Source organism: Vibrio diabolicus (assembly GCF_011801455.1).
GTDB lineage: Bacteria > Pseudomonadota > Gammaproteobacteria > Enterobacterales > Vibrionaceae > Vibrio > Vibrio diabolicus.
Map to the genome: position 1 here is coordinate 44,477 of NZ_CP042451.1, position 25,634 is coordinate 70,110.

Annotated in this window: 20 protein-coding genes, 6 tRNA genes, 3 rRNA genes and 1 riboswitch; of the genes, 22 read left to right on the plus strand and 7 right to left on the minus strand. The window is 47.7% G+C overall.

Annotated features, from left to right (window positions below):
- Window positions 1–7: 7 nt before the first annotated feature.
- The 4 genes from trkA to def all read right to left on the minus strand — a co-directional run bounded on the left by trkA (window position 8) and on the right by def (window position 4,311).
- Window positions 8–1,384: a Trk system potassium transporter TrkA gene (gene trkA, locus FR741_RS00230; protein ID WP_005394041.1), complete on the minus strand. Its 1,377-nt coding sequence runs from the start codon at window positions 1,382–1,384 to the stop codon at window positions 8–10.
- A 63-nt stretch (window positions 1,385–1,447) separates the two neighbouring features.
- Entirely contained in the window at window positions 1,448–2,731 is a 1,284-nt protein-coding gene (gene rsmB / locus FR741_RS00235; RefSeq protein WP_167426115.1) for a 16S rRNA (cytosine(967)-C(5))-methyltransferase RsmB, read from the minus strand.
- Window positions 2,732–2,811: 80 nt separating this feature from the next.
- Window positions 2,812–3,759 (minus strand): methionyl-tRNA formyltransferase, encoded by a 948-nt coding sequence (fmt, locus tag FR741_RS00240; RefSeq protein WP_005461453.1) that lies wholly within the window; start codon window positions 3,757–3,759, stop codon window positions 2,812–2,814.
- A 33-nt stretch (window positions 3,760–3,792) separates the two neighbouring features.
- A complete protein-coding gene (gene def / locus FR741_RS00245) occupies window positions 3,793–4,311 on the minus strand; it encodes a peptide deformylase (RefSeq protein WP_005379068.1) in 519 nt (172 codons plus the stop codon).
- A 138-nt stretch (window positions 4,312–4,449) separates the two neighbouring features.
- On the opposite strand from def, the gene FR741_RS00250 reads away from it, so the two are divergent.
- From FR741_RS00250 to FR741_RS00265, 4 genes are all read left to right on the plus strand, one after another.
- Window positions 4,450–5,544: a LysM peptidoglycan-binding domain-containing protein gene (locus FR741_RS00250; RefSeq protein WP_167426116.1), complete on the plus strand. Its 1,095-nt coding sequence runs from the start codon at window positions 4,450–4,452 to the stop codon at window positions 5,542–5,544.
- Window positions 5,528–6,637, plus strand: a complete 1,110-nt coding sequence (gene dprA / locus FR741_RS00255) for a DNA-processing protein DprA (RefSeq protein WP_167426117.1) — start codon at window positions 5,528–5,530, stop codon at window positions 6,635–6,637. Before FR741_RS00250 ends, dprA begins: the two co-directional genes overlap by 17 nt.
- A 2-nt stretch (window positions 6,638–6,639) precedes the next feature.
- The gene (locus FR741_RS00260; protein ID WP_005379074.1) at window positions 6,640–7,119 is read left to right on the plus strand and encodes a DUF494 family protein; all 480 of its coding nucleotides are present in this window, start codon (window positions 6,640–6,642) and stop codon (window positions 7,117–7,119) included.
- A 78-nt stretch (window positions 7,120–7,197) separates the two neighbouring features.
- Window positions 7,198–7,767, plus strand: coding sequence for a DNA topoisomerase family protein (locus FR741_RS00265; protein ID WP_167426118.1), 570 nt, complete (start codon window positions 7,198–7,200; stop codon window positions 7,765–7,767).
- A gap of 69 nt (window positions 7,768–7,836) precedes the next feature.
- Here FR741_RS00265 and FR741_RS00270 read toward each other — a convergent pair whose 3' ends face one another.
- Both FR741_RS00270 and purE read right to left on the minus strand, forming a co-directional pair.
- Window positions 7,837–8,964 carry a 5-(carboxyamino)imidazole ribonucleotide synthase gene (locus tag FR741_RS00270; protein WP_167426119.1) on the minus strand — a complete coding sequence of 376 codons (1,128 nt, stop codon included), beginning with the start codon at window positions 8,962–8,964 and terminating at the stop codon, window positions 7,837–7,839.
- Window positions 8,965–8,968: 4 nt separating this feature from the next.
- The gene (gene purE, locus FR741_RS00275) at window positions 8,969–9,454 is read right to left on the minus strand and encodes a 5-(carboxyamino)imidazole ribonucleotide mutase (protein ID WP_005379082.1); all 486 of its coding nucleotides are present in this window, start codon (window positions 9,452–9,454) and stop codon (window positions 8,969–8,971) included.
- 199 nt (window positions 9,455–9,653) lie between these two features.
- Here purE and FR741_RS00280 point away from each other — a divergent pair, with 199 nt between their 5' ends.
- The 4 genes from FR741_RS00280 (at window position 9,654) to FR741_RS00295 (ending at window position 12,380) form a co-directional block, all read left to right on the plus strand.
- Window positions 9,654–10,211, plus strand: a complete 558-nt coding sequence (locus tag FR741_RS00280; protein ID WP_046874602.1) for an L-threonylcarbamoyladenylate synthase — start codon at window positions 9,654–9,656, stop codon at window positions 10,209–10,211.
- 47 nt (window positions 10,212–10,258) lie between these two features.
- Window positions 10,259–11,176 (plus strand): oxygen-dependent coproporphyrinogen oxidase, encoded by a 918-nt coding sequence (hemF, locus tag FR741_RS00285; protein WP_065645011.1) that lies wholly within the window; start codon window positions 10,259–10,261, stop codon window positions 11,174–11,176.
- A gap of 103 nt (window positions 11,177–11,279) precedes the next feature.
- Window positions 11,280–12,113, plus strand: coding sequence for a shikimate dehydrogenase (gene aroE / locus FR741_RS00290; protein WP_167426120.1), 834 nt, complete (start codon window positions 11,280–11,282; stop codon window positions 12,111–12,113).
- Between the two features lie 3 nt (window positions 12,114–12,116).
- Complete coding sequence (locus FR741_RS00295; protein ID WP_012841273.1) at window positions 12,117–12,380, plus strand: DUF1488 family protein; 264 nt, start codon at window positions 12,117–12,119, stop codon at window positions 12,378–12,380.
- 7 nt (window positions 12,381–12,387) lie between these two features.
- On the opposite strand, the gene FR741_RS00300 is transcribed toward FR741_RS00295, so the two are convergent.
- Window positions 12,388–12,936 (minus strand): gamma carbonic anhydrase family protein, encoded by a 549-nt coding sequence (locus tag FR741_RS00300; RefSeq protein WP_005461433.1) that lies wholly within the window; start codon window positions 12,934–12,936, stop codon window positions 12,388–12,390.
- A gap of 510 nt (window positions 12,937–13,446) precedes the next feature.
- Between FR741_RS00300 and FR741_RS00305 the strand changes: the two genes are divergently transcribed.
- From FR741_RS00305 to thiF, 14 genes are all read left to right on the plus strand, one after another.
- Window positions 13,447–14,999, plus strand: a 16S ribosomal RNA gene (locus tag FR741_RS00305).
- Between the two features lie 90 nt (window positions 15,000–15,089).
- Window positions 15,090–15,165 (plus strand) — tRNA-Glu (locus FR741_RS00310).
- Window positions 15,166–15,167: 2 nt separating this feature from the next.
- Window positions 15,168–15,243 (plus strand) — tRNA-Lys (locus tag FR741_RS00315).
- A 32-nt stretch (window positions 15,244–15,275) separates the two neighbouring features.
- Window positions 15,276–15,351 (plus strand) — tRNA-Ala (locus FR741_RS00320).
- A 14-nt stretch (window positions 15,352–15,365) separates the two neighbouring features.
- Window positions 15,366–15,441, plus strand: a tRNA-Val gene (locus FR741_RS00325).
- Between the two features lie 266 nt (window positions 15,442–15,707).
- Window positions 15,708–18,598: ribosomal RNA gene (locus FR741_RS00330) — 23S ribosomal RNA — on the plus strand.
- Between the two features lie 85 nt (window positions 18,599–18,683).
- Window positions 18,684–18,800, plus strand: a 5S ribosomal RNA gene (rrf, locus tag FR741_RS00335).
- Together the 16S, 23S and 5S rRNA genes with 6 tRNA genes alongside form the textbook arrangement of a ribosomal RNA operon.
- 46 nt (window positions 18,801–18,846) lie before the next feature.
- Window positions 18,847–18,923: transfer RNA gene (locus FR741_RS00340), tRNA-Asp, on the plus strand.
- Window positions 18,924–18,984: 61 nt separating this feature from the next.
- Window positions 18,985–19,061: transfer RNA gene (locus FR741_RS00345), tRNA-Trp, on the plus strand.
- A gap of 219 nt (window positions 19,062–19,280) precedes the next feature.
- Window positions 19,281–20,663 carry a multicopper oxidase family protein gene (locus FR741_RS00350; RefSeq protein WP_167426121.1) on the plus strand — a complete coding sequence of 461 codons (1,383 nt, stop codon included), beginning with the start codon at window positions 19,281–19,283 and terminating at the stop codon, window positions 20,661–20,663.
- A gap of 123 nt (window positions 20,664–20,786) precedes the next feature.
- Window positions 20,787–21,170 (plus strand): fluoride efflux transporter CrcB, encoded by a 384-nt coding sequence (crcB, locus tag FR741_RS00355; protein ID WP_145533217.1) that lies wholly within the window; start codon window positions 20,787–20,789, stop codon window positions 21,168–21,170.
- Window positions 21,171–21,230: 60 nt separating this feature from the next.
- Window positions 21,231–21,329, plus strand: a riboswitch (TPP riboswitch).
- A gap of 164 nt (window positions 21,330–21,493) precedes the next feature.
- Window positions 21,494–23,434, plus strand: coding sequence for a phosphomethylpyrimidine synthase ThiC (thiC, locus tag FR741_RS00360; RefSeq protein WP_005397069.1), 1,941 nt, complete (start codon window positions 21,494–21,496; stop codon window positions 23,432–23,434).
- Window positions 23,434–24,849, plus strand: coding sequence for a thiamine phosphate synthase (locus FR741_RS00365; RefSeq protein ID WP_167426122.1), 1,416 nt, complete (start codon window positions 23,434–23,436; stop codon window positions 24,847–24,849). Before thiC ends, FR741_RS00365 begins: the two co-directional genes overlap by 1 nt.
- A complete protein-coding gene (thiF, locus tag FR741_RS00370; protein ID WP_167426123.1) occupies window positions 24,836–25,609 on the plus strand; it encodes a thiazole biosynthesis adenylyltransferase ThiF in 774 nt (257 codons plus the stop codon). The genes FR741_RS00365 and thiF overlap by 14 nt, the downstream gene beginning before the upstream one ends.
- Window positions 25,610–25,634 lie beyond the last annotated feature (25 nt).

Below are 25,634 nucleotides of genomic sequence, written 5' to 3' on the forward strand. Positions count from 1 at the left end.
GAAAATCCTAGAGGAAGAATGGACTCGGCTGGAATAGCGCTTCGACGTCTGATACGTATTTTTTGTTGACCAGGAACATCACCACATGGTCATCCTGCTCGATGACCGTACGGTCGTGGGCAATAAGGACTTCTTCGCCACGAACGATAGCACCAATGGTGGTCCCAGGTGGGAGCTTAATATCTCCAATCGCACGTCCAACAACTTTGGATGTACTTTCATCACCGTGAGCGACGGCTTCAATTGCTTCCGCAGCGCCGCGGCGAAGTGAGGATACGTTCACGATATCAGCGCGACGAACGTGCGTCAGCAAGGCGGAAATGGTCGCTTGTTGTGGTGAGATCGCCACATCAATTACGCCGCCTTGTACCAGATCTACATAAGCGCCACGTTGGATCAGCACCATTACTTTTTTCGCGCCCATGCGTTTTGCCAACATCGCAGACATGATGTTGGTTTCATCTTCGTTGGTCAGCGCGATGAAGACGTCGACTTGGTCGATGTTCTCTTCCGAGAGAAGCTCTTGGTCTGCCGCGTCGCCGCAGAACACGATGGTGTTTTCTAGCTCTTCTGACAGTTTTTCTGCACGTTGGTAGTTACGTTCAATCAGCTTCACGCTGTAGTTTTGTTCTAAGCGCTTTGCGAGACTGGCACCGATGTTACCCCCGCCAACAATCATGATGCGGCGGTACGGTTTTTCTAGGCGCTGAAGCTCACTCATCACTGAGCGAATATGATTACTTGCGGCGACGAAGAATACTTCATCATCGGCTTCAATGATGGTGGTACCTTGCGGACGAATCGGGCGACCTTGACGGAAAATCGCCGCCACACGGGTATCGATGTGCGGCATGTGCTCACGCAAAGCAGACAGCGCATTACCCACAAGCGGGCCACCATAGTAGGCTTTCACCGCCACTAGGCTGACTTTCTGTTCAGCAAAGCTCACCACTTGCAGCGCGCCTGGGTATTGGATCAGGCGTTCGATGTAGCTCGTAACGAGTTCTTCTGGGGCGATAAGGTGATCAACAGGAATAGCGCCAGATTTAAACAGGGCTTCTTTTTCTGCCAAGTATTCTGGAGAGCGAATACGCGCAACGCGGTTTGGGGTGTTGAATAGAGTGAACGCGACCTGACAGGCGGCCATGTTGGTTTCATCAGTGTTGGTCACCGCGACGAGCATATCGGCGTCTTGTGCGCCCGCTTCGTGCAGCACGTCTGGGTGGCTCGCATGACCATTGACCACACGCAGGTCGTATTTGTCCTGTAATTCACGCAGTCGGTCGGCATTGTTGTCGACGATGGTGATGTCGTTGTTTTCACCCACTAGGTTTTCTGCCAGTGTGCCGCCAACCTGACCTGCACCAAGAATAATGATCTTCATACTCTTTTCTCGTATCTGAAAAAGGCGATTGAAATCACTCCAATCGCCCTATTTAGCATGCTGTTACGCGTGTGTTTTGGTTAGCACTGCGTAGTAGAAACCATCCATGTCTTCTTCGCCTGGTAGAATTTGACGACCAGGCTGGTCGGGATCAGAATCCAGCAGTTGCGCATCCGCGGTACGTGCTAAAAACGCTTTTACTTGCTCCACGTTTTCTTGCGGTGTGATTGAACAAGTCGCGTAAACCATTGTGCCGCCGGGTTTCAGTTGCGTCCACATGGCATCAAAAATTTCACTTTGTAGCTCTGCTAGTGCGGCGATGTCGTCTGCACGACGTAGCCATTTGATGTCTGGGTGACGACGAATCACACCAGTCGCAGAACATGGGGCATCCAGCAAAATGCGATCAAATTGCTCGCCTTGCCACCATTCTTGTGGATTACGCGCATCACCGCAAACCACTTTTGCCTGAAGGTTGAGACGCTTCAGGTTTTCATGCACACGTTTCAAGCGTGTGTCGTCGCAGTCAATCGCGACTACTTCACTGCCCGACGTGTGCTCTAGAATGTGCGCAGTTTTGCCACCTGGCGCTGCACAGCAATCTAAAATCAGTTCGCCGTCTTGTGGTTTTAGGTAGTTGATCGAGAGCTGCGCCGCCGCATCTTGGACCGAAACCCAACCTTTATCAAAACCAGGTAGCTTCATCACGTCACATGGTGCGGCCAATTTTATGGCGTCCATTGCTTCTGTGTGTGGCGTGCTATCAATGTTTTCATTTTTGAGTAGCGCAAGGTATTCATCACGAGTGTGATGTTGGTGGTTCACACGTAGCCACATTGGTGCTTTTTGGTTGTTCGCTTCAACAATGCTTTCCCATTGCTGTGGGTATGCCTCTTGCAGCAGTTTTAGTAACCAGCTTGGGTGACCGTACTTGCCAGCGTTGTTGCTGACGGCCATTTGGTCGAGTTCTTCTTGGTTGCGTTGGTAGTTACGCAATACAGCGTTAATCAAACCACGCAGACGAGGACCTTTCAGCTCTTTAGTGCCTTCAACCGTTTCACCGACAGCTGCGTGCGCAGGAATGCGCATGAAGCTCAGTTGGTAAATACCAACCAGAATTAGGTGATGGAATACACGTTGTTTGCCTTTGAGCGGCTTATCCATCAATTGGTTTGCGATCATTTCTAGGCGAGGTAGGTAACGTAGCGCACCGTAACAGATCTCTTGTAGCAGAGCGTGGTCACGAGGTCGTACCGTTTGTTGAGCCGCTGGAAGAGCGCTTGAAAGTGAGTGGCCCTTGTCGACGACAAGATACAGGACGTTAGCAGCCGCAGCGCGAACATTCATGATGAGTACCTTAAAGTAAAGGAGGGCATCTCTGCCCTCTAAAAGTTCGTATTATTGGGGATAATAACCCCTAGTATGGCTTAAACCAGCAGAGTGCCGACTTCAAACCAAGCAGCACGTGAGTTCAGAATATCCTGAACTGACATGGCTTTTTTGCCAGGAACTTGCAGTTGCTCTAGCACCAGTACACCGTTGCCTGTCGCAACATAGATACCGGTTTTATCTGCTTGCACGATGGTGCCGGCTGGCTTGTCACTGGTTTGCTCTGCCACACGGCTTTGCCATACTTTGATGCTGTTTTCTGCCGCCTCAAAGTGGCTCATTGGCCATGGGTTAAATGCACGAACGCAGCGCTCAATGTGAGCCGCATCGTCGTTCCAGTTAATGCGTGCTTCTTCTTTGCTGAGTTTTTTCGCGTAGTTCGCTAGCTCATCGTCTTGCTTCACTGGCACTGCTTTACCCGCAGCAATGTCGGCTAAGCAGTCAATCAGGGCTTCTGGGCCAAGCTCAGCCAATTTTTCGTACATTGAAGCGCTGGTATCTGTCGCTTCGATTGGCAGAGTTGCAATCTTCAGCATATCACCAGTGTCGAGACCGATGTCCATCTGCATGATGGTCACGCCCGTTTCTGCGTCGCCCGCCCAAATAGAGCGTTGGATTGGAGCCGCACCACGCCAACGAGGTAGGATAGAACCATGTACGTTGATACAACCCAGTTTAGGGGTATCAAGAACCGCTTGTGGCAGTAGCATACCGTACGCCACGACAACCATGAGATCGGCATTCAGATCGGCAAGTTCTTGTTTCGCTTCGTCGGACTTAAAGCTTTCAGGTTGGTAAACCGGGATGTTGTGTTCTAGCGCCAGTTGTTTTACCGGTGGCGCAGCCAATTTCTTGCCACGACCCGCTGGACGATCTGGGTTTGTGTAAACCGCGATGACTTCATGCTCCGAAGACAACAACGCCGCCAAGTGACGGGCGGCGAAATCCGGAGTACCTGCAAAGACAATACGTAAAGACTGACTCAAGGTAGACTTCCTTCTAATTGGTATGGTTCGAGATTAAGCGTTTTGCTGCTTCTCGTTAAAGCGTTTGATTTTCGCTAGCTTGTCCTGAATGCGTTTGCGTTTCAGTGGCGATAGGTAATCCACGAATAGCTTACCTTGTAGGTGATCAAGCTCGTGTTGAACACAAATCGCTAGCAGGTCGTCGGCTTCAAAGGTGAACTCTTTGCCATCACGATCCAGTGCTTTAACGGTAACTTCTGCAGCGCGAGGCACAAGTGCGCGTGCACCTGGTACCGACAGACAGCCTTCTTCGATGCCATCTTCGCCACGCTTTTCCAGAATCTCAGGGTTGATTAGCACCATCGGCTCATCGCGAGTTTCTGAAATATCAATCACTACGATACGTTTGTGGATATCAACCTGCGTTGCAGCAAGGCCAATACCTTCTTCGTCGTACATGGTTTCAATCATGTCATCGACGATTTTTTGAATCTCAGGCGTCACCGCTTCAACAGGCTTTGCGACTGTGCGCAGGCGATCATCCGGGAATGTTAATACTTGTAATACAGACATATTCACTCGAAATATTGAACTGTGCCGAAACAGCACAAACCTTGTTGGCTCAATTCTAGACATTTTATAGCCTAAATGACAGCATCCTTGCACCAATTTCCATTCTGGTTCCTGCTTAATAGACCAAGGACGAGGGTCATGAATCGAATTTTCCGCAACGTTGCCAGTGTTACGTTGCCGTTACTTTTCTCTTTCAACGCTGTAGCAAATGTGGATGCAAACCCACTGACTGTTAAAGATGATGCGCCACAAACATATGTAGTCGTGAAGGGCGATACGCTATGGGATATTTCGGCCATGTACTTGGATAGCCCGTGGTTGTGGCCTCGTTTATGGCAAGTAAACCCGGAAATCGACAACCCTCATTTAATTTATCCCGGTGACAAGCTGTCTTTGGTGTGGATTAACGGTCAGCCCGTATTGAGCCTAAAACCGGTTAAGAAGCTGAGCCCGAAAGCACGTATCACGGAAAAGAAAGCGGTACCAACGGTCGCGGAAGGTTTGGTGATGCCTTACCTCAAATCGGATCGGTTGCTGGATCAAGATGCGTTGAACAGTGCAGCAAAAGTGATGGGTAGCAGCAAAGGCAGTAAGTATCTGACTGCAGAAGATGTGCTGTATATCAATGGTAATCAGACCGCGACAGGTTGGGCTATTTACCGACCAGTAGCTACCTTTTCGCGTGACGATGTGTCCGAAGAGATTACCGCGCTGCGTTTGATTGCCAAAGGCGAGCTCGTTGAAGCTTCGAGTGATTATTCAGGTTTGAAGCTTACATCGCAGATGCAAGAAATTCTACGTAACGATATCGCGTTGCCAAATCAATCGGTTGAGAATACTGACTTCACGACTACGTTCTACCCGCTGCCGTCGCCACAAGGCAGTTCGGCAAAGTTGCTAGGTAATATCGAAGGTATTCGCTTTAGTTCAACTAACCAAGTCGTGGTGATTGATAAAGGCACGTCAGACAATCTGAAGCAAGGCAGTGTGTTTGATTTAAAAGAAGACGCGCACCCAGTTTACAAAGACGGCGATGAGTTCAAGAAAGAGTTTGGCGTGCTTGATAAGAAAATCACTCTGCCACAGAGTAAAGTTGGCGAATTGCTTGTGATTCGTCCGTATCAGTACTTTAGCTTGGCACTTATCACTAACAGTACGAAACCCATTAACCAAGATGTTTCGGTGGTGTCACCGTTGGCGAACGAATTAACCATCGATGAATCGAAGAAATAACGATGATCTCGCTGCCTGGTTAAAACTGAGTTGTTTACCAGGCATTGGCGGGGTCAAAATGAATAAGCTACTGGCAAGAGACACGCCGCGTAACATCGTAAACTTCTCTCCCGAACAGCTACAACAACTTGGGTTAACAACTAAGCAAATTCAAGCTTGGGCTTCAACAGATAAAGAAGTTGAAGCCTGTTTAAGTTGGCTTGAGGCTTCTACAAATCATCATATCCTGACACTGACTGACCCGCTTTATCCACCTCAACTCAAACAAATCGTTGCGCCGCCACCTCTGCTTTTTGTGCAAGGAAGTTCTACTTGTCTTTCGCAGCCACAAATAGCAATGGTTGGCAGCCGAAATGCGAGTATTGATGGCTTACAGCATGCACGCCACTTTGCCGCCGAATTTGTTCAGCACGATTTTATTGTCACCAGTGGTCTCGCTTTAGGCATTGATGGCCATGCGCATGATGGTGCGTTGCAAGCAAAAGGTAAGACGATTGCGGTGCTGGGATCTGGCTTAGAAAATATTTATCCGGCACGTCATCGTGGTTTAGCGCAACGTGTTATTGAACATGGGGCTTTGGTGTCTGAGTTTCGTCCCAACGCCAAGCCGCGCCCGGAAAACTTCCCGCGTCGAAACCGCATTATTAGCGGATTATCGCTAGGTGTGTTAGTTGTGGAAGCGGCGGAAAGGAGTGGCTCGTTAATTACTGCTCGTTACGCGCTTGAGCAAGGTCGAGAAGTGTTTGCGCTGCCAGCTTCGATAAATGCCCCTAATGCCAGCGGTGGCAACCAGTTGATACGTCATGGTGCTTGCCTCGTAGAAAAGACGAAAGATGTCTTAGATGAAATACAGTCTTTGCTTGGTTGGTCTATTAATCAGAGTACCGATTTATTTTCTACGTTAAATGATGAAGAAGAATTGCCATTTCCTCAGCTGTTAGCTAACGTAGGAAGTGAAGCTACACCGGTTGATATTCTTGCAAACAGGACCAATATACCTGTCCAGGAAGTCATGATGCAGCTCTTAGAGTTAGAACTCTCTGGGCATGTCGTTGCGGTTTCAGGTGGCTATATTCGAAAGGGGAGGGGCTAGCTATGATGATGGATATACTGATGTATCTATTCGAAACCTACATCCATAGCGATGCAGAGTTACAGGTCGAACAAGACGAGTTGGAAGAAGAGCTGCTCCGTGCAGGCTTCCAACAAAAAGATATCTACAAAGCCCTTGTCTGGTTAGAAGAGCTTGCCGCATTGCAGCAAAGTGACACCTCTTCTGCAATCTCGACTTGCATGGCTTCGTCATCAACTCGTATCTACACAGCGAAAGAGATGCAGCGTTTAGATTTGGAATGCCGAGGGTTTTTATTGTTTCTCGAGCAAATCAATGTGTTAACCACAGAAACTCGCGAAATGGTGATTGACCGAGTGATGGGTCTAGAAACGAGTGAGTTTGAGCTTGAAGACCTCAAATGGATCATTTTGATGGTGCTGTTTAATGTGCCTGGCAATGAAAACGCTTATACGCTAATGGAAGAGCTGTTGTACACCAAGGAACAAGGGATTCTTCACTAACCCAATCTAGGCAAGTTCGAGTTTAGCTAGCAAGAACGCGAGCTTGTCTTTTGGTGTGTTTTTCACGAAACGGTAAGTATGAGTAGTAAAATCGACAACACCCTTTTCTCTGCCCATGAACACGCATTGGAACACGAGCCATGTCCTAAATGTGGCAGTGAGTTGATCCTCAAACATGGCAAACACGGTCCATTTCTTGGCTGTGGCCACTACCCAAGCTGTGATTACATCAAAGCTCTGCACAATAATGATGGCCACATCGTCAAAGAGCTTGGCGTTCCTTGTCCAGATTGTGGTAACGAGTTGGTATTACGCCAAGGGCGTTATGGCATGTTTGTTGGTTGCAGTAACTATCCGGCTTGTCATCATATTGAGTCAATTAATCAACCTGAGCCAGAAAAGCAGCCGCAAGAACAACACGCGTGTCCTGAATGTGGTAAAGGTCATTTAGTTGAACGTAAGACGCGTTTTGGTAAAACTTTCTACGCATGTGATAACTACCCTAAATGCAAATTTGCCGTGAATCTCCCTCCGGTAAAGGGGAGGTGCGAAGAATGTGGTTTTACTCTGTTGGTGGAGAAGAAACTCGCCAGTGGTGTGAAATTGCAATGTGCCAACCGTAAGTGCCAGCACACTCAGCAAGGGTAAATACATCAAAGGAATTAAAAAGGGTCGCATCGTGCGACCCTTTGTGGTTTTTGGGGCTAGATTTTAGCGTTACGCTTGTTTCGCAAACTCGTGCACGGCTGGGAATGCCATTGGATCTAAGGCATCCGAGAGAGCGCACAACCTACGGTGCAATTCTCCTGGGTAGTCACCACATACGTTGATGTGACCCATTTTTCGCCCTTCACGCTTCTCTTTGCCGTACCAATGGATGTGACAACCATCCATGGCGAGAAGCGCTTCTGGCAACGTATCTTCACCAAGAATATTCACCATCGAGGTTTCGCGAATCAGTTTGGTGCTGCCTAACGGCAAGCCGCATACGGCGCGCAGGTGGTTCTCGAACTGACAGGTTTCTGCACCTTGCTGTGTCCAGTGACCAGAGTTGTGCACTCGTGGGGCAATCTCATTCACTAGCAGCGTGCCATCGACATCAAAGAATTCGAGCGCCAATACACCAACGTAATCTAGGCTATCTGCGACGGCCGTGAGCATCTGCTTGGCTTGGGCTTGCAGTTCTGGCGCATCAATTGCGGTGGATAAGCTCAGTACGCCATTGATGTGAACGTTTTCTGCTAGAGGGTAAACTTCAACGCAGCCATCTTTGCTTCGAGCACCAACTAGTGATACTTCGCGGTTAAAAGGAACAAACTCTTCAGCAACAATCGCTTGAGTTGGTGTTGCCGCGATGCACTCTGCCATCTCAGTCCAAATGTCGTCGACTTGAGAAGCTTCTTTTAAGCGCCATTGACCTTTACCATCGTAACCTCCCAATGCACTTTTCAGAACCATTGGCATACCAACGTGTTCAATTGCGCGCTCAAAGTCTTCACGAGTTTCAATCACGTAGTATTTCGCGTTGCGCACGCCAGCATCATCAAGCAGTGCTTTTTCAATACGGCGATCACCACCTGCTTTGATGGCTTGCGTACTTGGTAGGAACTTGCCGCTCGCTTCGCAAACCTTGAGCACGTCATGTGGAATATGCTCGAACTCGGCAGTAATCACATCAACTTGCGTAATCGCATTTTCCAAACCATGGCCAAGTACCTGTTGGGTAAGAGGATGGACAACGTTACCGCTGCCGACATCGTAAGCCGAGATTTGGATGTTCAGTGGTGCACCAGCCAGAGACATCATGCGAGCCAACTGACCTGATCCGAGAATCAGTACATGCATCTGATTAATCCTCAGCTGGATTTGGGTTAGCCAGTACGGTTTCCGTCTGTTCATTGCGGAACGCTTCTACCTTCGCCATGATGTTTTCATCATGAGTGCCTAGGATTTGCGCTGCTAGGATACCGGCGTTTGCTGCGCCCGCTTCGCCAATCGCTAATGTACCAACCGCAATTCCCTTTGGCATCTGTACAATAGAGAGCAGTGAATCCATACCTTTCAGTGCACGAGACTGAACGGGAACACCAAGCACTGGCAAACTAGTAAACGCAGCAGCCATACCTGGTAGGTGGGCTGCACCACCTGCGCCTGCGATGATAACTTTGATGCCGCGTTCTTTTGCGCCACTGGCGTAGTCCGCCAGTAATTGAGGAGTTCGGTGTGCTGACACGACTTTTGTTTCGTAAGGTACGCCAAATTGGTCTAGCATGTCCGCTGCTAGTTTCATGGTTGGCCAATCGGATTTAGAACCCATGATGATACCGACTTTCATCTCAAACTCCTTCAAGCTGCAAAATTAGGTGAGCTGATAAATTTGTGCGCATTATACGGGGATTTTTATCTCAAGCAAACGTTTGCGTCTTGTTGTTGACGCTATTGATACATTTTATAAAAAAATTGCTTTAGTGTCTGAGAATGAATATTTGTACACTTAGTGAAAATAATACAGTCAGACAATCAGGAAGTAATCGGTGGATAACTTTGAACAAGTGCTCAACGCACTACAACAAGGCGAAGTGATTGCCTACCCAACAGAAGGGGTTTTTGGTGTCGGATGCGATCCAGATAACCCAGAAGCAATTCAAAAACTGCTGGAGCTCAAGCAGCGCCCGGTGGAAAAAGGGCTGATTCTGATCGCTGCAAGTTATGAGCAGCTCTTGCCGTATATTGATGAATCTCAACTGACTCGAGAACAATTAGCGACCGTTCATGCAACTTGGCCAGGTCCATACACTTGGATCATGCCTGCGAGCGATAAAGTCTCCAACTGGGTTTCAGGGCAGTTTGATTCAATTGCAGTTCGTGTGACTGATCATCCTTTGGTTCAAAAGATGTGTAATGCATTCGGAAAGCCGTTAACCTCTACCAGCGCGAATCTTTCCGGCTTGCCACCGTGTATGACCACGGAAGAAGTCGAAGAGCAATTGGGTGACAAGCTGGTGGCCATTCTTCGTGGTGAAACCAGCGGTCGTGATAAACCCAGCGAGATTCGTGACGCCAAGACTTCACAAATATTAAGACAGGGCTAACCCTGCTTGCCAGTCATCAACCGGTATCACGTAATAGGTAATAACGTATGTCAGCAATCGATAAGCACGCCGTAAAGCAGTTCCTGATGTCACTTCAGGACTCCATTTGTCAGCAGTTAGAACAAGAAGATGGAGAGGCCGTCTTTGTCGAGGATGCATGGCATCGTGAACCGGGCGAACGTCTTGGTGGCGGTGGGCGCTCACGTGTTATGCGTGATGGCCTTGTTTTCGAGCAAGGTGGGGTGAACTTCTCGCATGTAGAAGGGAAAGAAATGCCAGCATCTGCGACGGCACATCGTCCGGAGCTAGCGGGTCGCCGTTTTGAAGCGATGGGGGTCTCTTTGGTTATCCATCCCAAAAACCCTTACGTCCCAACTTCTCATGCGAATGTGCGTTTCTTTATCGCCGAGAAAGAGGGCGAAGAACCAATTTGGTGGTTTGGTGGTGGTTTCGACCTGACTCCTTTCTATCCTTTCGAAGAAGATTGTCAGTCATGGCACGATACAGCTAAGGCAATCTGTGCCCCATTTGGTGAAGAAGTATATGCTGAACACAAAGCGTGGTGTGATAAGTACTTCTTCTTGCCACACCGAAATGAAACTCGTGGTGTTGGTGGTTTGTTCTTTGATGATTTGAATCACTGGGAGTTTGATAAGTGTTTTGATTACATCAAAGCGGTGGGTGAAGGCTATTGCCAAGCTTATTTGCCGATCGTGTCTCGTCGTAAAGACATCGAATATGGCGAGCGCGAACGTGAATTCCAACTTTACCGTCGTGGTCGTTATGTTGAGTTCAACTTAGTGTACGACCGTGGCACTTTATTCGGTTTACAAAGTGGTGGGCGTACCGAGTCGATTCTGATGTCGATGCCGCCGTTAGCGCGATGGGAGTACCGCTACGAACCAGAAGCAGGAACGCCTGAAGCCGAACTTTACGATCGATACCTGAAACCACGCGAATGGTAAGCACGGAATCTCCTTTTCTATATAGATAGATAGTGATAGGGTCATCCGTAATCAGATGGCCCTGTTTTCTCTCTATATCTAAGTAAGGAATAAAGGTAAGGAAATGACCCTGCAAATCGATCGTTACGCCGTGTTTGGTAACCCTATCGGGCACAGCAAGTCGCCATTTATCCATACACTCTTTGCTCGTCAAACGAATCAGTCCCTAACATACACCGCAGAATGTGCGCCTGTGGGTGGATTTATCGAGGCGGCGAAAGCATTTTTTTCGGACGGCGGCAAAGGTTGTAACGTGACCTTGCCTTTTAAAGAAGACGCCTATCAATTTGCCAGCCGTTTGACCGAGCGTGCTCAGCTTGCTGGAGCTGTGAATACACTTAAGAAGCTTGATGATGGTGAAATCATTGGTGATAACACTGATGGTGCAGGCTTAGTGCAGGACTTGTTGCAACATCAAGTCGTGTTAGAAGGTGCACGTATCTTGATCATAGGAGCTGGTGGTGCCGCTCGAGGTGTGATTAAACCATTGCTCGATCAAAAACCAACATCTCTAACGATAACTAATCGTACATTTTCCAAAGCCGAAGAATTGGCAGAATTGTTTTCTGCATATGGCCCTGTTACAGCAAACGAGATGAATACCATTGCTGAAGAGTTCGATGTCGTAATCAACTCCACGTCTGCATCATTGAGTGGTGAGTTACCTGCGATCTCTTCCTCGGTGTTCGCCGCCAATAGTACAAGCTACGACATGATGTATGGCAAAGGTGATACCACATTTAACCAATGGGCTAAGCAACACGGTGCGGCACATGCTTATGATGGTTTAGGTATGTTAGTTGGCCAAGCTGCTGAGAGTTTTATGTTATGGCGCGGTCTTCGTCCAGGCGCCAAACAGATTTTGCGTGAATTAAGAAAGAACCTTGAAGGTCAATAAGCGATGAATCAATCCATTTTATTCCCAGACATGCAATCATGGGATGAAGTATCACAATCAGTAAACTTTGCGGCGCAACAATCAGGCGCACTAATAGAATGCTTTGTGACGAAACAAAAGTTAGAAAAGTTATCTGGCTCAGAGTTAGATACGGAGCAGGCCGTGCTCTCTGCTTTTATTGACTACCGATTTGATCTGGAAGAAATAGCAGAAGAGTTAATAGAAGATGAAGCCTTCAACGAAGAAGGCCATATTATCATCGGCTAACAGACCTTTAGTTCAAGTCTTCTACTTCATGTAAGTAGTCGTTTTTGTTTTGAACATAGTTATTGGCAGACTTTTGCAAAAAAGCTCGTTCTGTCTCTGATAGAGGGCGAGCTTGTTTTACTGGACTACCGACATAAAGATAACCGCTTTCTAATCTCTTTCCTGGCGGTACTAAACTGCCCGCTCCAATCATCACCTCTGATTCAATAACGACAGCATCTAAAACAATCGCCCCCATACCAACCAATACACGATCGTGTATCTCACAACCGTGCAGCATCACTTTGTGGCCAATCGTAACGTCATTGCCAATAATAAGTGGATAGCCGTTTGGGTTTTCAGAGTTCTTATGGGTGACATGCAAAACACTGCCATCTTGAATATTAGTTCGATCACCAATGTGAATGTGGTTCACATCGCCTCGTGCCGCTACTAATGGCCAAATGCTAGAATCGTCCCCAATACGGATATCTCCGACTAACACTGAGGTTGAGTCAACGTAAACACGCTCACCAAGTTGGGGCTTTATACCTTTGTAGCTTCTAATTGAGCTCATCTTTTCTCCTTATTAGGGGCGATTACTGGGGATATGGAGGTAGAATAGTAGTGAAAACTCGCCTTTTAGAATAAAAAACACCCAAACGATAAAAAAATCAAAAAAAATGTGAAAAAGGGCTTGCCAATGTGATCGCAATCTCTATAATGCCACCTCGCTGACACGGCAACGCTTCGAAAGAAACGAAGTCGAGGTTAGCAAGCCAAATTAGCCAAGCGGAAACGCTTGAAGAAAGTTTGAAAAAGTGATTGACACTAAACTTTAACTCGCTAAAATGGCCGTCCTGTTTTGAGCAAAGCTCAGCAGGAAAAGCTCTTTAACAATATAGACCTATCAATCTGTGTGGGCACTCGTTGATGATAATCCAATTAGAAACTTCGGTTTCAAATTAGGTTTCAATGAAACGAAGTGACCATTGAGTCTTCGGACTCAGCACAGTCAATTCAAACATTACTTTAGCTATTTATTAGCAAAGGAATGTTCAGTATTCATTGAGCCGAACAAAATCTTAAATTGAAGAGTTTGATCATGGCTCAGATTGAACGCTGGCGGCAGGCCTAACACATGCAAGTCGAGCGGAAACGAGTTATCTGAACCTTCGGGGAACGATAACGGCGTCGAGCGGCGGACGGGTGAGTAATGCCTAGGAAATTGCCCTGATGTGGGGGATAACCATTGGAAACGATGGCTAATACCGCATGATGCCTACGGGCCAAAGAGGGGGACCTTCGGGCCTCTCGCGTCAGGATATGCCTAGGTGGGATTAGCTAGTTGGTGAGGTAAGGGCTCACCAAGGCGACGATCCCTAGCTGGTCTGAGAGGATGATCAGCCACACTGGAACTGAGACACGGTCCAGACTCCTACGGGAGGCAGCAGTGGGGAATATTGCACAATGGGCGCAAGCCTGATGCAGCCATGCCGCGTGTATGAAGAAGGCCTTCGGGTTGTAAAGTACTTTCAGTCGTGAGGAAGGCGGCGTCGTTAATAGCGGCGTTGTTTGACGTTAGCGACAGAAGAAGCACCGGCTAACTCCGTGCCAGCAGCCGCGGTAATACGGAGGGTGCGAGCGTTAATCGGAATTACTGGGCGTAAAGCGCATGCAGGTGGTTTGTTAAGTCAGATGTGAAAGCCCGGGGCTCAACCTCGGAATAGCATTTGAAACTGGCAGACTAGAGTACTGTAGAGGGGGGTAGAATTTCAGGTGTAGCGGTGAAATGCGTAGAGATCTGAAGGAATACCGGTGGCGAAGGCGGCCCCCTGGACAGATACTGACACTCAGATGCGAAAGCGTGGGGAGCAAACAGGATTAGATACCCTGGTAGTCCACGCCGTAAACGATGTCTACTTGGAGGTTGTGGCCTTGAGCCGTGGCTTTCGGAGCTAACGCGTTAAGTAGACCGCCTGGGGAGTACGGTCGCAAGATTAAAACTCAAATGAATTGACGGGGGCCCGCACAAGCGGTGGAGCATGTGGTTTAATTCGATGCAACGCGAAGAACCTTACCTACTCTTGACATCCAGAGAACTTTCCAGAGATGGATTGGTGCCTTCGGGAACTCTGAGACAGGTGCTGCATGGCTGTCGTCAGCTCGTGTTGTGAAATGTTGGGTTAAGTCCCGCAACGAGCGCAACCCTTATCCTTGTTTGCCAGCGAGTAATGTCGGGAACTCCAGGGAGACTGCCGGTGATAAACCGGAGGAAGGTGGGGACGACGTCAAGTCATCATGGCCCTTACGAGTAGGGCTACACACGTGCTACAATGGCGCATACAGAGGGCGGCCAACTTGCGAAAGTGAGCGAATCCCAAAAAGTGCGTCGTAGTCCGGATTGGAGTCTGCAACTCGACTCCATGAAGTCGGAATCGCTAGTAATCGTGGATCAGAATGCCACGGTGAATACGTTCCCGGGCCTTGTACACACCGCCCGTCACACCATGGGAGTGGGCTGCAAAAGAAGTAGGTAGTTTAACCTTCGGGGGGACGCTTACCACTTTGTGGTTCATGACTGGGGTGAAGTCGTAACAAGGTAGCGCTAGGGGAACCTGGCGCTGGATCACCTCCTTATACGATGATTATTGCGATGAGTGTTCACACAGATTGATACGGTTTATGAAGTTTAAGAGATAGAACATCTCCCAAGATGTTCAACTTAGTGTCCCGTTCGTCTAGAGGCCTAGGACACCGCCCTTTCACGGCGGTAACAGGGGTTCGACTCCCCTACGGGATACCATTGGGTCGTTAGCTCAGTTGGTAGAGCAGTTGACTTTTAATCAATTGGTCGCAGGTTCGAATCCTGCACGACCCACCATTCCTTCCATTAGGAATTAAAACTCAAAATATGGGGCTATAGCTCAGCTGGGAGAGCGCCTGCCTTGCACGCAGGAGGTCTGCGGTTCGATCCCGCATAGCTCCACCATATTTTGAAACAATGGGCGATTAGCTCAGTTGGGAGAGCACCTGCCTTACAAGCAGGGGGTCACTGGTTCGAGCCCGGTATCGCCCACCATCTTTAAGCGCATTCAATGAGTGCTTTTAAAAATGGTTACTTCATTAGAAGTGATTAGCTCTTTAACAATTTGGAAAGCTGACAAAACAACAATTTATTGTTGTTTGTAAAGTTCTCAAAGTATTCATTTATGAATACAACTAATAACACATTCAAGTGTTCTTGGAATTTGAGTCCGGCAAAATCGATATGTCTCTCGCTCATTCAAATAATGAGAGACAACTTTGGTGATTTGAACATCAACTCGAAACTCCTTCGGGTTGTATGGTTAAGTGACTAAGCGTACACGGTGGATGCCTTGGCAGTCAGAGGCGATGAAGGACGTATTAACTTGCGATAAGCCCAGATTAGGCAGTAAAAGCCACTTGAGTCTGGGATTTCCGAATGGGGAAACCCACTTACATAAGTAAGTATCGTTATGTGAATACATAGCATAACGAGGCGAACCGGGGGAACTGAAACATCTAAGTACCCCGAGGAAAAGAAATCAACCGAGATTCCGAAAGTAGCGGCGAGCGAAATTGGACTAGCCCTTAAGCTTTATAGGCGTTAGGTGAACAAGCTGGAAAGCTTGGCGATACAGGGTGATAGCCCCGTAACTGACGACGCATATTCAGTGAAATCGAGTAGGGCGGGACACGTGATATCCTGTCTGAATATGGGGGGACCATCCTCCAAGGCTAAATACTACTGACTGACCGATAGTGAACCAGTACCGTGAGGGAAAGGCGAAAAGAACCCCTGTGAGGGGAGTGAAATAGAACCTGAAACCGTGTACGTACAAGCAGTAGGAGCAGGCTTTGTCCTGTGACTGCGTACCTTTTGTATAATGGGTCAGCGACTTATATTCAGTGGCAAGGTTAACCATCTAGGGGAGCCGTAGGGAAACCGAGTCTTAACTGGGCGTTCAGTCTCTGGATATAGACCCGAAACCAGGTGATCTAGCCATGGGCAGGTTGAAGGTTGAGTAACATCAACTGGAGGACCGAACCGACTAATGTTGAAAAATTAGCGGATGACTTGTGGCTAGGGGTGAAAGGCCAATCAAACCTGGAGATAGCTGGTTCTCCCCGAAAGCTATTTAGGTAGCGCCTCGGACGAATACTACTGGGGGTAGAGCACTGTTAAGGCTAGGGGGTCATCCCGACTTACCAACCCTTTGCAAACTCCGAATACCAGTAAGTACTATCCGGGAGACACACGGCGGGTGCTAACGTCCGTCGTGGAGAGGGAAACAACCCAGACCGCCAGCTAAGGTCCCAAATTACTACTAAGTGGGAAACGATGTGGGAAGGCTCAGACAGCCAGGATGTTGGCTTAGAAGCAGCCATCATTTAAAGAAAGCGTAATAGCTCACTGGTCGAGTCGGCCTGCGCGGAAGATGTAACGGGGCTAAGTAGTAAACCGAAGCTGCGGCAATGCACTTTAGTGCATTGGGTAGGGGAGCGTTCTGTAAGCGGTTGAAGGTGTGTGGTAACGCATGCTGGACGTATCAGAAGTGCGAATGCTGACATGAGTAACGATAAAGGGGGTGAAAAACCTCCTCGCCGGAAGACCAAGGGTTCCTGTCCAACGTTAATCGGGGCAGGGTAAGTCGACCCCTAAGGCGAGGCCGAAAGGCGTAGTCGATGGGAAACGGGTTAATATTCCCGTACTTCTTACAATTGCGATGGGGGGACGGAGAAGGCTAGGTGGGCCTGGCGACGGTTGTCCAGGTTCAAGTGCGTAGGCTTGAGAGTTAGGTAAATCCGGCTCTCTTTAAGGCTGAGACACGACGTCGAGCATCTACGGATGTGAAGTCATTGATGCCATGCTTCCAGGAAAAGCCTCTAAGCTTCAGATTGTAAGGAATCGTACCCCAAACCGACACAGGTGGTCGGGTAGAGAATACCAAGGCGCTTGAGAGAACTCGGGTGAAGGAACTAGGCAAAATGGTACCGTAACTTCGGGAGAAGGTACGCTCTCGACGGTGAAGTCCCTCGCGGATGGAGCTATTGAGAGTCGCAGATACCAGGTGGCTGCAACTGTTTATTAAAAACACAGCACTGTGCAAAATCGCAAGATGACGTATACGGTGTGACGCCTGCCCGGTGCCGGAAGGTTAATTGATGGGGTTAGACTTCGGTCGAAGCTCTTGATCGAAGCCCCGGTAAACGGCGGCCGTAACTATAACGGTCCTAAGGTAGCGAAATTCCTTGTCGGGTAAGTTCCGACCTGCACGAATGGCGTAATGATGGCCACGCTGTCTCCACCCGAGACTCAGTGAAATTGAAATCGCTGTGAAGATGCAGTGTACCCGCGGCTAGACGGAAAGACCCCGTGAACCTTTACTACAGCTTGGCACTGAACATTGACCCTACATGTGTAGGATAGGTGGGAGGCTTTGAAACCGGTACGCCAGTATCGGTGGAGCCGTCCTTGAAATACCACCCTTGTAGTGTTGATGTTCTAACGTTGGCCCCTTATCGGGGTTGCGGACAGTGCCTGGTGGGTAGTTTGACTGGGGCGGTCTCCTCCCAAAGCGTAACGGAGGAGCACGAAGGTGGGCTAATCACGGTTGGACATCGTGAGGTTAGTGCAATGGCATAAGCCCGCTTGACTGCGAGAATGACAATTCGAGCAGGTGCGAAAGCAGGTCATAGTGATCCGGTGGTTCTGAATGGAAGGGCCATCGCTCAACGGATAAAAGGTACTCCGGGGATAACAGGCTGATACCGCCCAAGAGTTCATATCGACGGCGGTGTTTGGCACCTCGATGTCGGCTCATCACATCCTGGGGCTGAAGTCGGTCCCAAGGGTATGGCTGTTCGCCATTTAAAGTGGTACGCGAGCTGGGTTTAGAACGTCGTGAGACAGTTCGGTCCCTATCTGCCGTGGGCGTTGGAGAATTGAAAGGGGCTGCTCCTAGTACGAGAGGACCGGAGTGGACGAACCTCTGGTGTTCGGGTTGTGTCGCCAGACGCATTGCCCGGTAGCTAAGTTCGGGATCGATAACCGCTGAAAGCATCTAAGCGGGAAGCGAGCCTTGAGATGAGTTCTCCCTGATACTTTAAGTATCCTAAAGGGTTGTCGTAGACTACGACGTTGATAGGCAGGGTGTGTAAGCGTTGTGAGGCGTTGAGCTAACCTGTACTAATTGCCCGTGAGGCTTAACCATACAACACCCAAGGGGTTTTGATGGACTCAATGAAAGAACATTGAATGTGTAAGAACGAAAACAGCTTTCCGAATTAAAGAATTTGCTTGGCGACCATAGCGTTTTGGACCCACCTGACTTCCATGCCGAACTCAGAAGTGAAACGAAATAGCGCCGATGGTAGTGTGGGGCTTCCCCATGTGAGAGTAGGACATCGCCAGGCTTTAAATTATGGACACTTGCTGATTACAAGCGAGTGATACCACTGCGGAGTGGTAGTTCAGTTGGTTAGAATACCGGCCTGTCACGCCGGGGGTCGCGGGTTCGAGTCCCGTCCACTCCGCCACTTAATATCGACAACCTCGCCCATGCGAGGTTTTGTCAAATCTAGAATATAAGAATTCTACAGGGGTGTAGCTCCAATTGGCAGAGCAGCGGATTCCAAATCCGCGTGTTGGGAGTTCGAATCTCTCCACCCCTGCCATATATCGAGGCTCTGACTTAGGTCAGAGCCTTTTTTGTATCTGCTTGCATCCCACCTATATGCCTTTCTGCTGCCTGCTGCTCTTTGTAAGTATTTATTAACTCACCAACCTATTAGACTAGTCGTTATAACCAAGTGCTCCGAAATGTTAGCAATAAATGAGAATCATTATTTATATTTAGTTACACTTAACCGATCTGGATTAATGGGTAACTATGTATGGATATATCTCGTCGACGCTTCCTTCAATCATCCTTAGCGATCTCCGCGCTTACTGTTCTACCTGCATGTTCTCTATCTAGGAGTACTAATAAGCAGGGGCAGTATATATACGATATCACTGCAGAGCCTTCTACGGCTGAACTAGTGCCCGGTTTCAATACTGAGGTATTAGCTTTTAATGGGCGTATACCTGCACCGATAATTCGTTGCCGACAAGGGGAAAAGGTAACAATCAACTTCATCAATAAGCTATCAGAGCCGACGACGATTCATTGGCATGGCTTGAGGATTCCTATTGAAATGGATGGAGTTCCGTTTTTAAGCCAGGCTCCTATAATGCCCGGAGAGACTTTTACGTATGAGTTTACCCCGCCAGATGCAGGTACGTTTTGGTATCACCCACACATGAACAGTGTTAAGCAGCTTGGTATGGGGTTGGTTGGGCTAATAATTGTTGAAGAGGCTGAGCCTGTTCAGTTTGATGAAGAGCATGAAGTCGTCCTCAAGCATTGGCATTTAGACAAGCAAGGACAGTGGAAGAATCTAATGGTGCCGCGCTTGAGTGCACGTATGGGAACGCCAGGAGAGTGGAGTAGCGTCAATGGTATTCATGAGCCTGTTTATACGCTGAAGCAGAACGCGACTACGCGATTAAGAATTGCTAATGTCGATAACACCATTACCTATCCGATCGCGATTGAAGGCACAGAGGCTTGGGTTATTGCCATCGATGGCAATCCAGTTAAAACGCCTTATAGGCTCACTCAACACAAAATTGGTCCGGGAATGAGATTGGATATCGGATTGATTGCTCCGAAGGCTGGAGAGCGTGTTTATGTGCGTCAAATGAAAGGGCGCTTCCCATTCTCTTTGTGTGAGTTTGAAGTTGTTGAGTCTGACCTGCCAAGCAACAAGAAACTGCCTTTATTGCCTCTCAACCCTGTGCCTGATCTTGATTTGGAAAATGCGAAGCAAATCGATTATGTGTTTGAATGGGAGGGGGCGATCACTCCCGTCGATAAATCGGGCAAAGCGATACCTAAATTCTGGCTGATGAACAAACGGGCTTGGGAGGGAATGAGCATAGATAATATCCCTGCGCCACTTTCAACATTGGAGCTTGGAAAAACCTATATCTTCAATTTGAAGAACGTTACTCAATATCATCATCCTATTCATCTTCATGGGCATACATTTACTGTTCTTGAGTTAGATGGGAAGAAACTCGACGAACCGTTCCATACCGATACGGTTTTACTTGGAAAAAATGGCAGTGCCAAAGCTGCCTTTGTTGCTAATAACCCTGGACGTTGGATGTATCACTGCCATGTTATTGAGCACATGAAAACCGGTTTGATGGGGTATATTGAAGTAAAGTGACTCCTGTAACTTTTTTAATCTCAGCGTGTTTTAAATGCAATACGTTGTCGAATTCTAAAATTTCACCATCAATATTGCTTTAGTTTTGGTTACAATATCGTCATCAATAGTGTTGGGGGAATTATGGGGCAGTTTTCCATTCTTGGTTTTATTGCACTAGGTGGTGCTTTCGGTGCGTGTTCTCGTTACTTGATATCTGAACTGTGTGTCATTTTATTGGGGCGTGGTTTTCCATACGGTACGCTAACTGTTAATGTGGTTGGTTCATTTATCATGGGCTTGTTGATTGCTGCGTTCGACAATGAACTGTTGGCAACAGAACCTTGGCGACAAGTGATTGGTTTGGGCTTTTTAGGGGCACTGACGACGTTTTCCACCTTTTCTATGGATAATGTTTTACTTATGCAGCAAGGTGCGTTTCTTAAGATGGGGTTAAATATTTTATTAAATGTGGTGCTGAGCATCTCTGCTGCGTGGATCGGTTTCCAATTATTGATGCGCAGCTAGCAAAGTAGTTAAAAATTAAACAGGTCGGCTTGGTTTAACCAGGCCGTTTTTATATACTGATATCACTTGTCGGAGTGCCATAAGGCTGAGACCGTTAATTCGGGATCCGTTGAACCTGATCAGATTAGAATCTGCGAAGGGAACAAGAGAAGATATTTATACCGGAGTTCTTTCTGGTTGACCTATCAAATAGTCGAATGTTGTTATAGGCAAATTACTTAAGCTTTATTTAGCCTTAATTTGACTCCTCTTGTCGCATCTATCCGCCAAGCATTTTTATCCAATTACTTTTTATCTAGTATAACAAAGCAAGGAAAAATGCTATGTCGAGTCGCAAACAAGCGAGACTGGAAGCAAAACAGTTTATTGAAACACTCTCGGTACAGCCGTACCCAAATTCCACAAAAGTATATGTAGAAGGTTCACGTCCAGATGTTCGTGTACCTATGCGTGAAATAGCGCTAGCAGATAGTCTGATTGGTGGCACAAAAGAAGCGCCTATTTTCGAGCCGAATGAAGCCGTCCGAGTCTACGATACGTCAGGTGTTTATACTGATCCGAACTACGATATTGACCTTTATAGCGGCTTACCAAAGCTAAGAGAAAGCTGGATTGAAGAGCGAGGTGACACAGAGTTACTCGATGAAGTAAGCTCGGTGTACACCAAAGAACGCTTAGAAGACGAAACACTAGACGATCTTCGTTACGGTAATCTACCACGTATTCGACGTGCCAAAGATGGGCAATGCGTCACTCAACTGCACTATGCTCGCAAAGGTATTATCACCCCAGAAATGGAATTCATCGCGCTGCGTGAAAACATGGGTCGTGCCAAGTACCGTGATGATGTGCTGAATCAACAGCATCCTGGTCAAAGCTTTGGAGCTAATCTTCCAAAAGACATTACCGCCGAGTTTGTTCGCAAAGAAGTTGCCGAAGGTCGCGCGATTATCCCTTCTAATATCAACCACCCAGAATCCGAACCAATGATCATTGGACGTAACTTTTTGGTCAAAGTGAACGCCAATATCGGTAACTCATCGGTGACGTCTTCGATTGAGGAAGAAGTTGAGAAGCTCGTTTGGGCGACACGCTGGGGTGGGGATACCGTTATGGATCTCTCTACTGGACGTAACATCCACGAAACTCGCGAGTGGATTCTGCGTAACAGCCCGGTTCCGATCGGTACCGTACCTATGTATCAAGCGCTGGAAAAAGTGAATGGAGTTGCCGAAAACCTTAACTGGGAAGTGATGCGCGATACTCTGATTGAGCAAGCAGAGCAGGGCGTTGATTACTTCACTATCCATGCCGGTTTACTACTTCGCTATGTGCCAATGACTGCAAAGCGTGTTACTGGCATCGTCTCTCGTGGTGGTTCTATCATCGCGAAATGGTGTTTAGCGCATCACCAAGAAAGCTTCTTATACACCCACTTCCGAGAGATCTGTGAAATCTGTGCCAAGTATGATGTGGCACTTTCTCTCGGTGATGGTCTGCGCCCTGGTTCGGTTGCCGATGCTAATGACGAAGCGCAATTTGCGGAGCTTCGTACTCTTGGTGAGTTGACTAAGGTTGCGTGGGAATACGACGTACAGGTGATTATCGAAGGTCCTGGCCATGTTCCAATGCACATGATCAAAGAGAACATGGAAGAGCAGCTAGAGCACTGCCATGAAGCTCCGTTCTACACCCTTGGTCCACTGACGACAGACGTCGCTCCTGGTTACGACCATATTACGTCAGGAATTGGCGCTGCCATGATTGGCTGGTATGGCTGTGCGATGCTTTGTTACGTAACACCTAAAGAGCATCTTGGCTTACCAAACAAAGAAGACGTGAAGGTAGGCATGATCACTTACAAGCTTGCTGCTCACGCTGCTGATTTGGCTAAAGGGCACCCTGGCGCACAAGTTCGTGATAACGCGCTTTCTAAAGCACGTTTTGAATTCCGCTGGGAAGACCAATTCAACTTGTCACTTGACCCAGAAACCGCGCGCGCTTTCCATGATGAAACCTTGCCTCAAGAGTCGGGAAAAGTTGCTCACTTCTGTTCGATGTGCGGACCAAAGTTCTGCTCGATGAAGATTTCGCAAGAGGTTCGAGAATACGCGAAAGATACTGAGCAAGTTGCTGCGGACCAAGCTATCTCGATCAAGATGCTTGATGATCCTCTTGAGGGGATGCGTCAGAAATCGCAAGAATTTAGAGAGTCAGGTTCTGAGTTATACCACCCAGCAGCACATGCCGAGGTAAGTGACTAATGAGCAAAATCCTTATTCCGTCATCATTGATTGAACTGACAGGTTTAGTTCAGCAATGTTTGTTGTTGGCGAAAGAACAGGGTTTTATAATCGAAGACATTGAGTTGGGCGTGAGCCCAACTCAATCTATTCAGCTTGTTCGCGACCAACAGACCACACACATAACGACTGATCTCATTGATGGATATGACTCTGAACATGAGAGTTTATTTGTGCTTTATTACCGCTCTACTTTGTCGGTAGAAGCGTGTGCTAAGCAACCGTCGAAAGCGATTTATATTGGTATTGCTGATACTCAGGTTTCCGATAAAAAGGAGAAAGTGCATCAGCTTGATATCTGGCGTCACCCCTTTAACGACGAAGTGAGAGCGCTTTCCGTTAAGTCCAAACCCAACGCAATGTTCGATCCCGAACATCACCTTGCTTGGATAGTAGCGCTGACAGTACTCGATTTTCCTATCGAAGATGCGTTAACACTTGCTCGAGGAATGCTAACCCAACAAGCGAATGTTTCACGTGAAACACTATCGAATGGCAACCTTGACGAGGAACAATCAACTCAGTGGGCTAACCAATTTGATGATTTCCCCACACCAGTACTGGAAGATAACCGACTCGGTATTCAAGTTGGTTGGTCTGCGCAAGGTGAGAGCGTTAGCTTTCCAACTCTAACTAAGCAAAGTCTAGGGCTCTACCCAGTCGTTGATGACGTTGCTTGGATTGAGCGTTTACTGCCACTAGGCATCAACACTATTCAACTACGAATCAAGAACCCACAACAAGCCGATTTGGAACAACAGATCATTAGAGCAATTGAGTTAGGTCGTCAGTATCAAGCTCAAGTGTTCATCAATGACTATTGGCAGTTGGCAATCAAGCATGGCGCTTATGGCGTTCACCTAGGACAAGAAGACATAGAAGAGTCGAATTTGGCTCAGCTAACTAAAGCCGGCATTCGTCTTGGTCTTTCTACTCATGGTTATTACGAACTACTGCGCATCGTACAAATTCATCCTAGCTACATCGCGCTAGGGCATATTTTCCCAACCACCACAAAACAGATGCCATCGAAACCACAAGGTTTGGTGCGCTTGGCACTGTATCAAAAGCTGATTGATAGCATTCCTTATAGAAACACAGAGTCGGCTTTCCGTCCTTCAAAAGACAAAGCAGTTAGTGACGATGTGCTTGGTTTTCCGACGGTCGCGATTGGTGGCATTGACCAATCTAATGCAGACCAAGTTTGGCGAACAGGTGTTTCTAGCTTGGCAGTTGTGCGTGCTATTACCTTGGCAGAATCACCTCAGTCCGTTATCGAGTTTTTTGCACAACTGATGAAGGAAAGACAGCTAACGTTTACTGATCAGAATAGTGAATTAGCGCATACCAAGAGAGGCGAGCATGCTCACGGATAAGCAGTTCCTTCGCTATCAACGCCAAGTAGCTCTGCCTGAAATTGCTGAAAGTGGGCAAGAGCGTTTGAGCAAATCGCATGTGCTGATCATCGGTTGTGGTGGGTTAGGGAGCGCAGCGAGTTTGTACTTGGCATCAGCGGGTGTTGGTAAATTGGTTGTGGTCGATGACGATGAAGTTGATAGCAGTAACCTACAACGTCAGATCATTTATCGTGAACAAGACCTCCAAGTTGCGAAAACAGAAGCGACTGTAAAGCAACTCAATGAACTTAATTCTATGGTTCAAGTTCGTGCTCTCAATAAACGATTAGACAAAGCACAGCTGCAGCTTGAGGTGATGCTAGCGGATGTGGTGTTGGACTGCACCGATAACATGCCAACGCGCCAGTTAATTAACCAAGTTTGTTTCGAGCAAAATACACCCCTCATCTCAGCGGCGGCAATTGGTTGGCAAGGGCAATTTGCTGTTTTTGATTACCAAAAACCGAGTGGACAACTAGCAGAAAGCAAAGCCTGTTACCGCTGTTTGTATCCGTTTGACGAATTACCACAAACTCAAAAGTGCAGTGACAGCGGTGTCGTCGGTCCGGTGGTGGGCACACTTGGCAACTACCAAGCGATAGCGGCAATTCAAAAACTGGCGACGGGAAAGTTTCATGTTGAGACTGCTAAGTTACATCTGTTTGATGGATTGAAAATGCAATGGCAAACCATGGCGATAAGCAAAGACAAACAGTGCCAAGTGTGTGCTCAGATTTAGCTTACGAATAATGGGCAGAATTAAG

Excerpts from the sequence above, each read along its gene's own strand:
- FR741_RS00270 (WP_167426119.1), bottom strand. The coding sequence starts at position 8,964 with ATGCATGTACTGATTCTCGGATCAGGTCAGTTGGCTCGCATGATGTCT.
- thiC (WP_005397069.1), top strand. The coding sequence starts at position 21,494 with ATGTCGAGTCGCAAACAAGCGAGACTGGAAGCAAAACAGTTTATTGAA.
- trkA (WP_005394041.1), bottom strand. The coding sequence starts at position 1,384 with ATGAAGATCATTATTCTTGGTGCAGGTCAGGTTGGCGGCACACTGGCA.
- purE (WP_005379082.1), bottom strand. The coding sequence starts at position 9,454 with ATGAAAGTCGGTATCATCATGGGTTCTAAATCCGATTGGCCAACCATG.
- FR741_RS00350 (WP_167426121.1), top strand. The coding sequence starts at position 19,281 with ATGGATATATCTCGTCGACGCTTCCTTCAATCATCCTTAGCGATCTCC.
- aroE (WP_167426120.1), top strand. The coding sequence starts at position 11,280 with ATGACCCTGCAAATCGATCGTTACGCCGTGTTTGGTAACCCTATCGGG.
- FR741_RS00250 (WP_167426116.1), top strand. The coding sequence starts at position 4,450 with ATGAATCGAATTTTCCGCAACGTTGCCAGTGTTACGTTGCCGTTACTT.
- FR741_RS00295 (WP_012841273.1), top strand. The coding sequence starts at position 12,117 with ATGAATCAATCCATTTTATTCCCAGACATGCAATCATGGGATGAAGTA.
- FR741_RS00265 (WP_167426118.1), top strand. The coding sequence starts at position 7,198 with ATGAGTAGTAAAATCGACAACACCCTTTTCTCTGCCCATGAACACGCA.
- thiF (WP_167426123.1), top strand. The coding sequence starts at position 24,836 with ATGCTCACGGATAAGCAGTTCCTTCGCTATCAACGCCAAGTAGCTCTG.
- rsmB (WP_167426115.1), bottom strand. The coding sequence starts at position 2,731 with ATGAATGTTCGCGCTGCGGCTGCTAACGTCCTGTATCTTGTCGTCGAC.
- hemF (WP_065645011.1), top strand. The coding sequence starts at position 10,259 with ATGTCAGCAATCGATAAGCACGCCGTAAAGCAGTTCCTGATGTCACTT.
- dprA (WP_167426117.1), top strand. The coding sequence starts at position 5,528 with ATGAATCGAAGAAATAACGATGATCTCGCTGCCTGGTTAAAACTGAGT.
- FR741_RS00300 (WP_005461433.1), bottom strand. The coding sequence starts at position 12,936 with ATGAGCTCAATTAGAAGCTACAAAGGTATAAAGCCCCAACTTGGTGAG.
- crcB (WP_145533217.1), top strand. The coding sequence starts at position 20,787 with ATGGGGCAGTTTTCCATTCTTGGTTTTATTGCACTAGGTGGTGCTTTC.
- def (WP_005379068.1), bottom strand. The coding sequence starts at position 4,311 with ATGTCTGTATTACAAGTATTAACATTCCCGGATGATCGCCTGCGCACA.
- FR741_RS00260 (WP_005379074.1), top strand. The coding sequence starts at position 6,640 with ATGATGATGGATATACTGATGTATCTATTCGAAACCTACATCCATAGC.
- FR741_RS00365 (WP_167426122.1), top strand. The coding sequence starts at position 23,434 with ATGAGCAAAATCCTTATTCCGTCATCATTGATTGAACTGACAGGTTTA.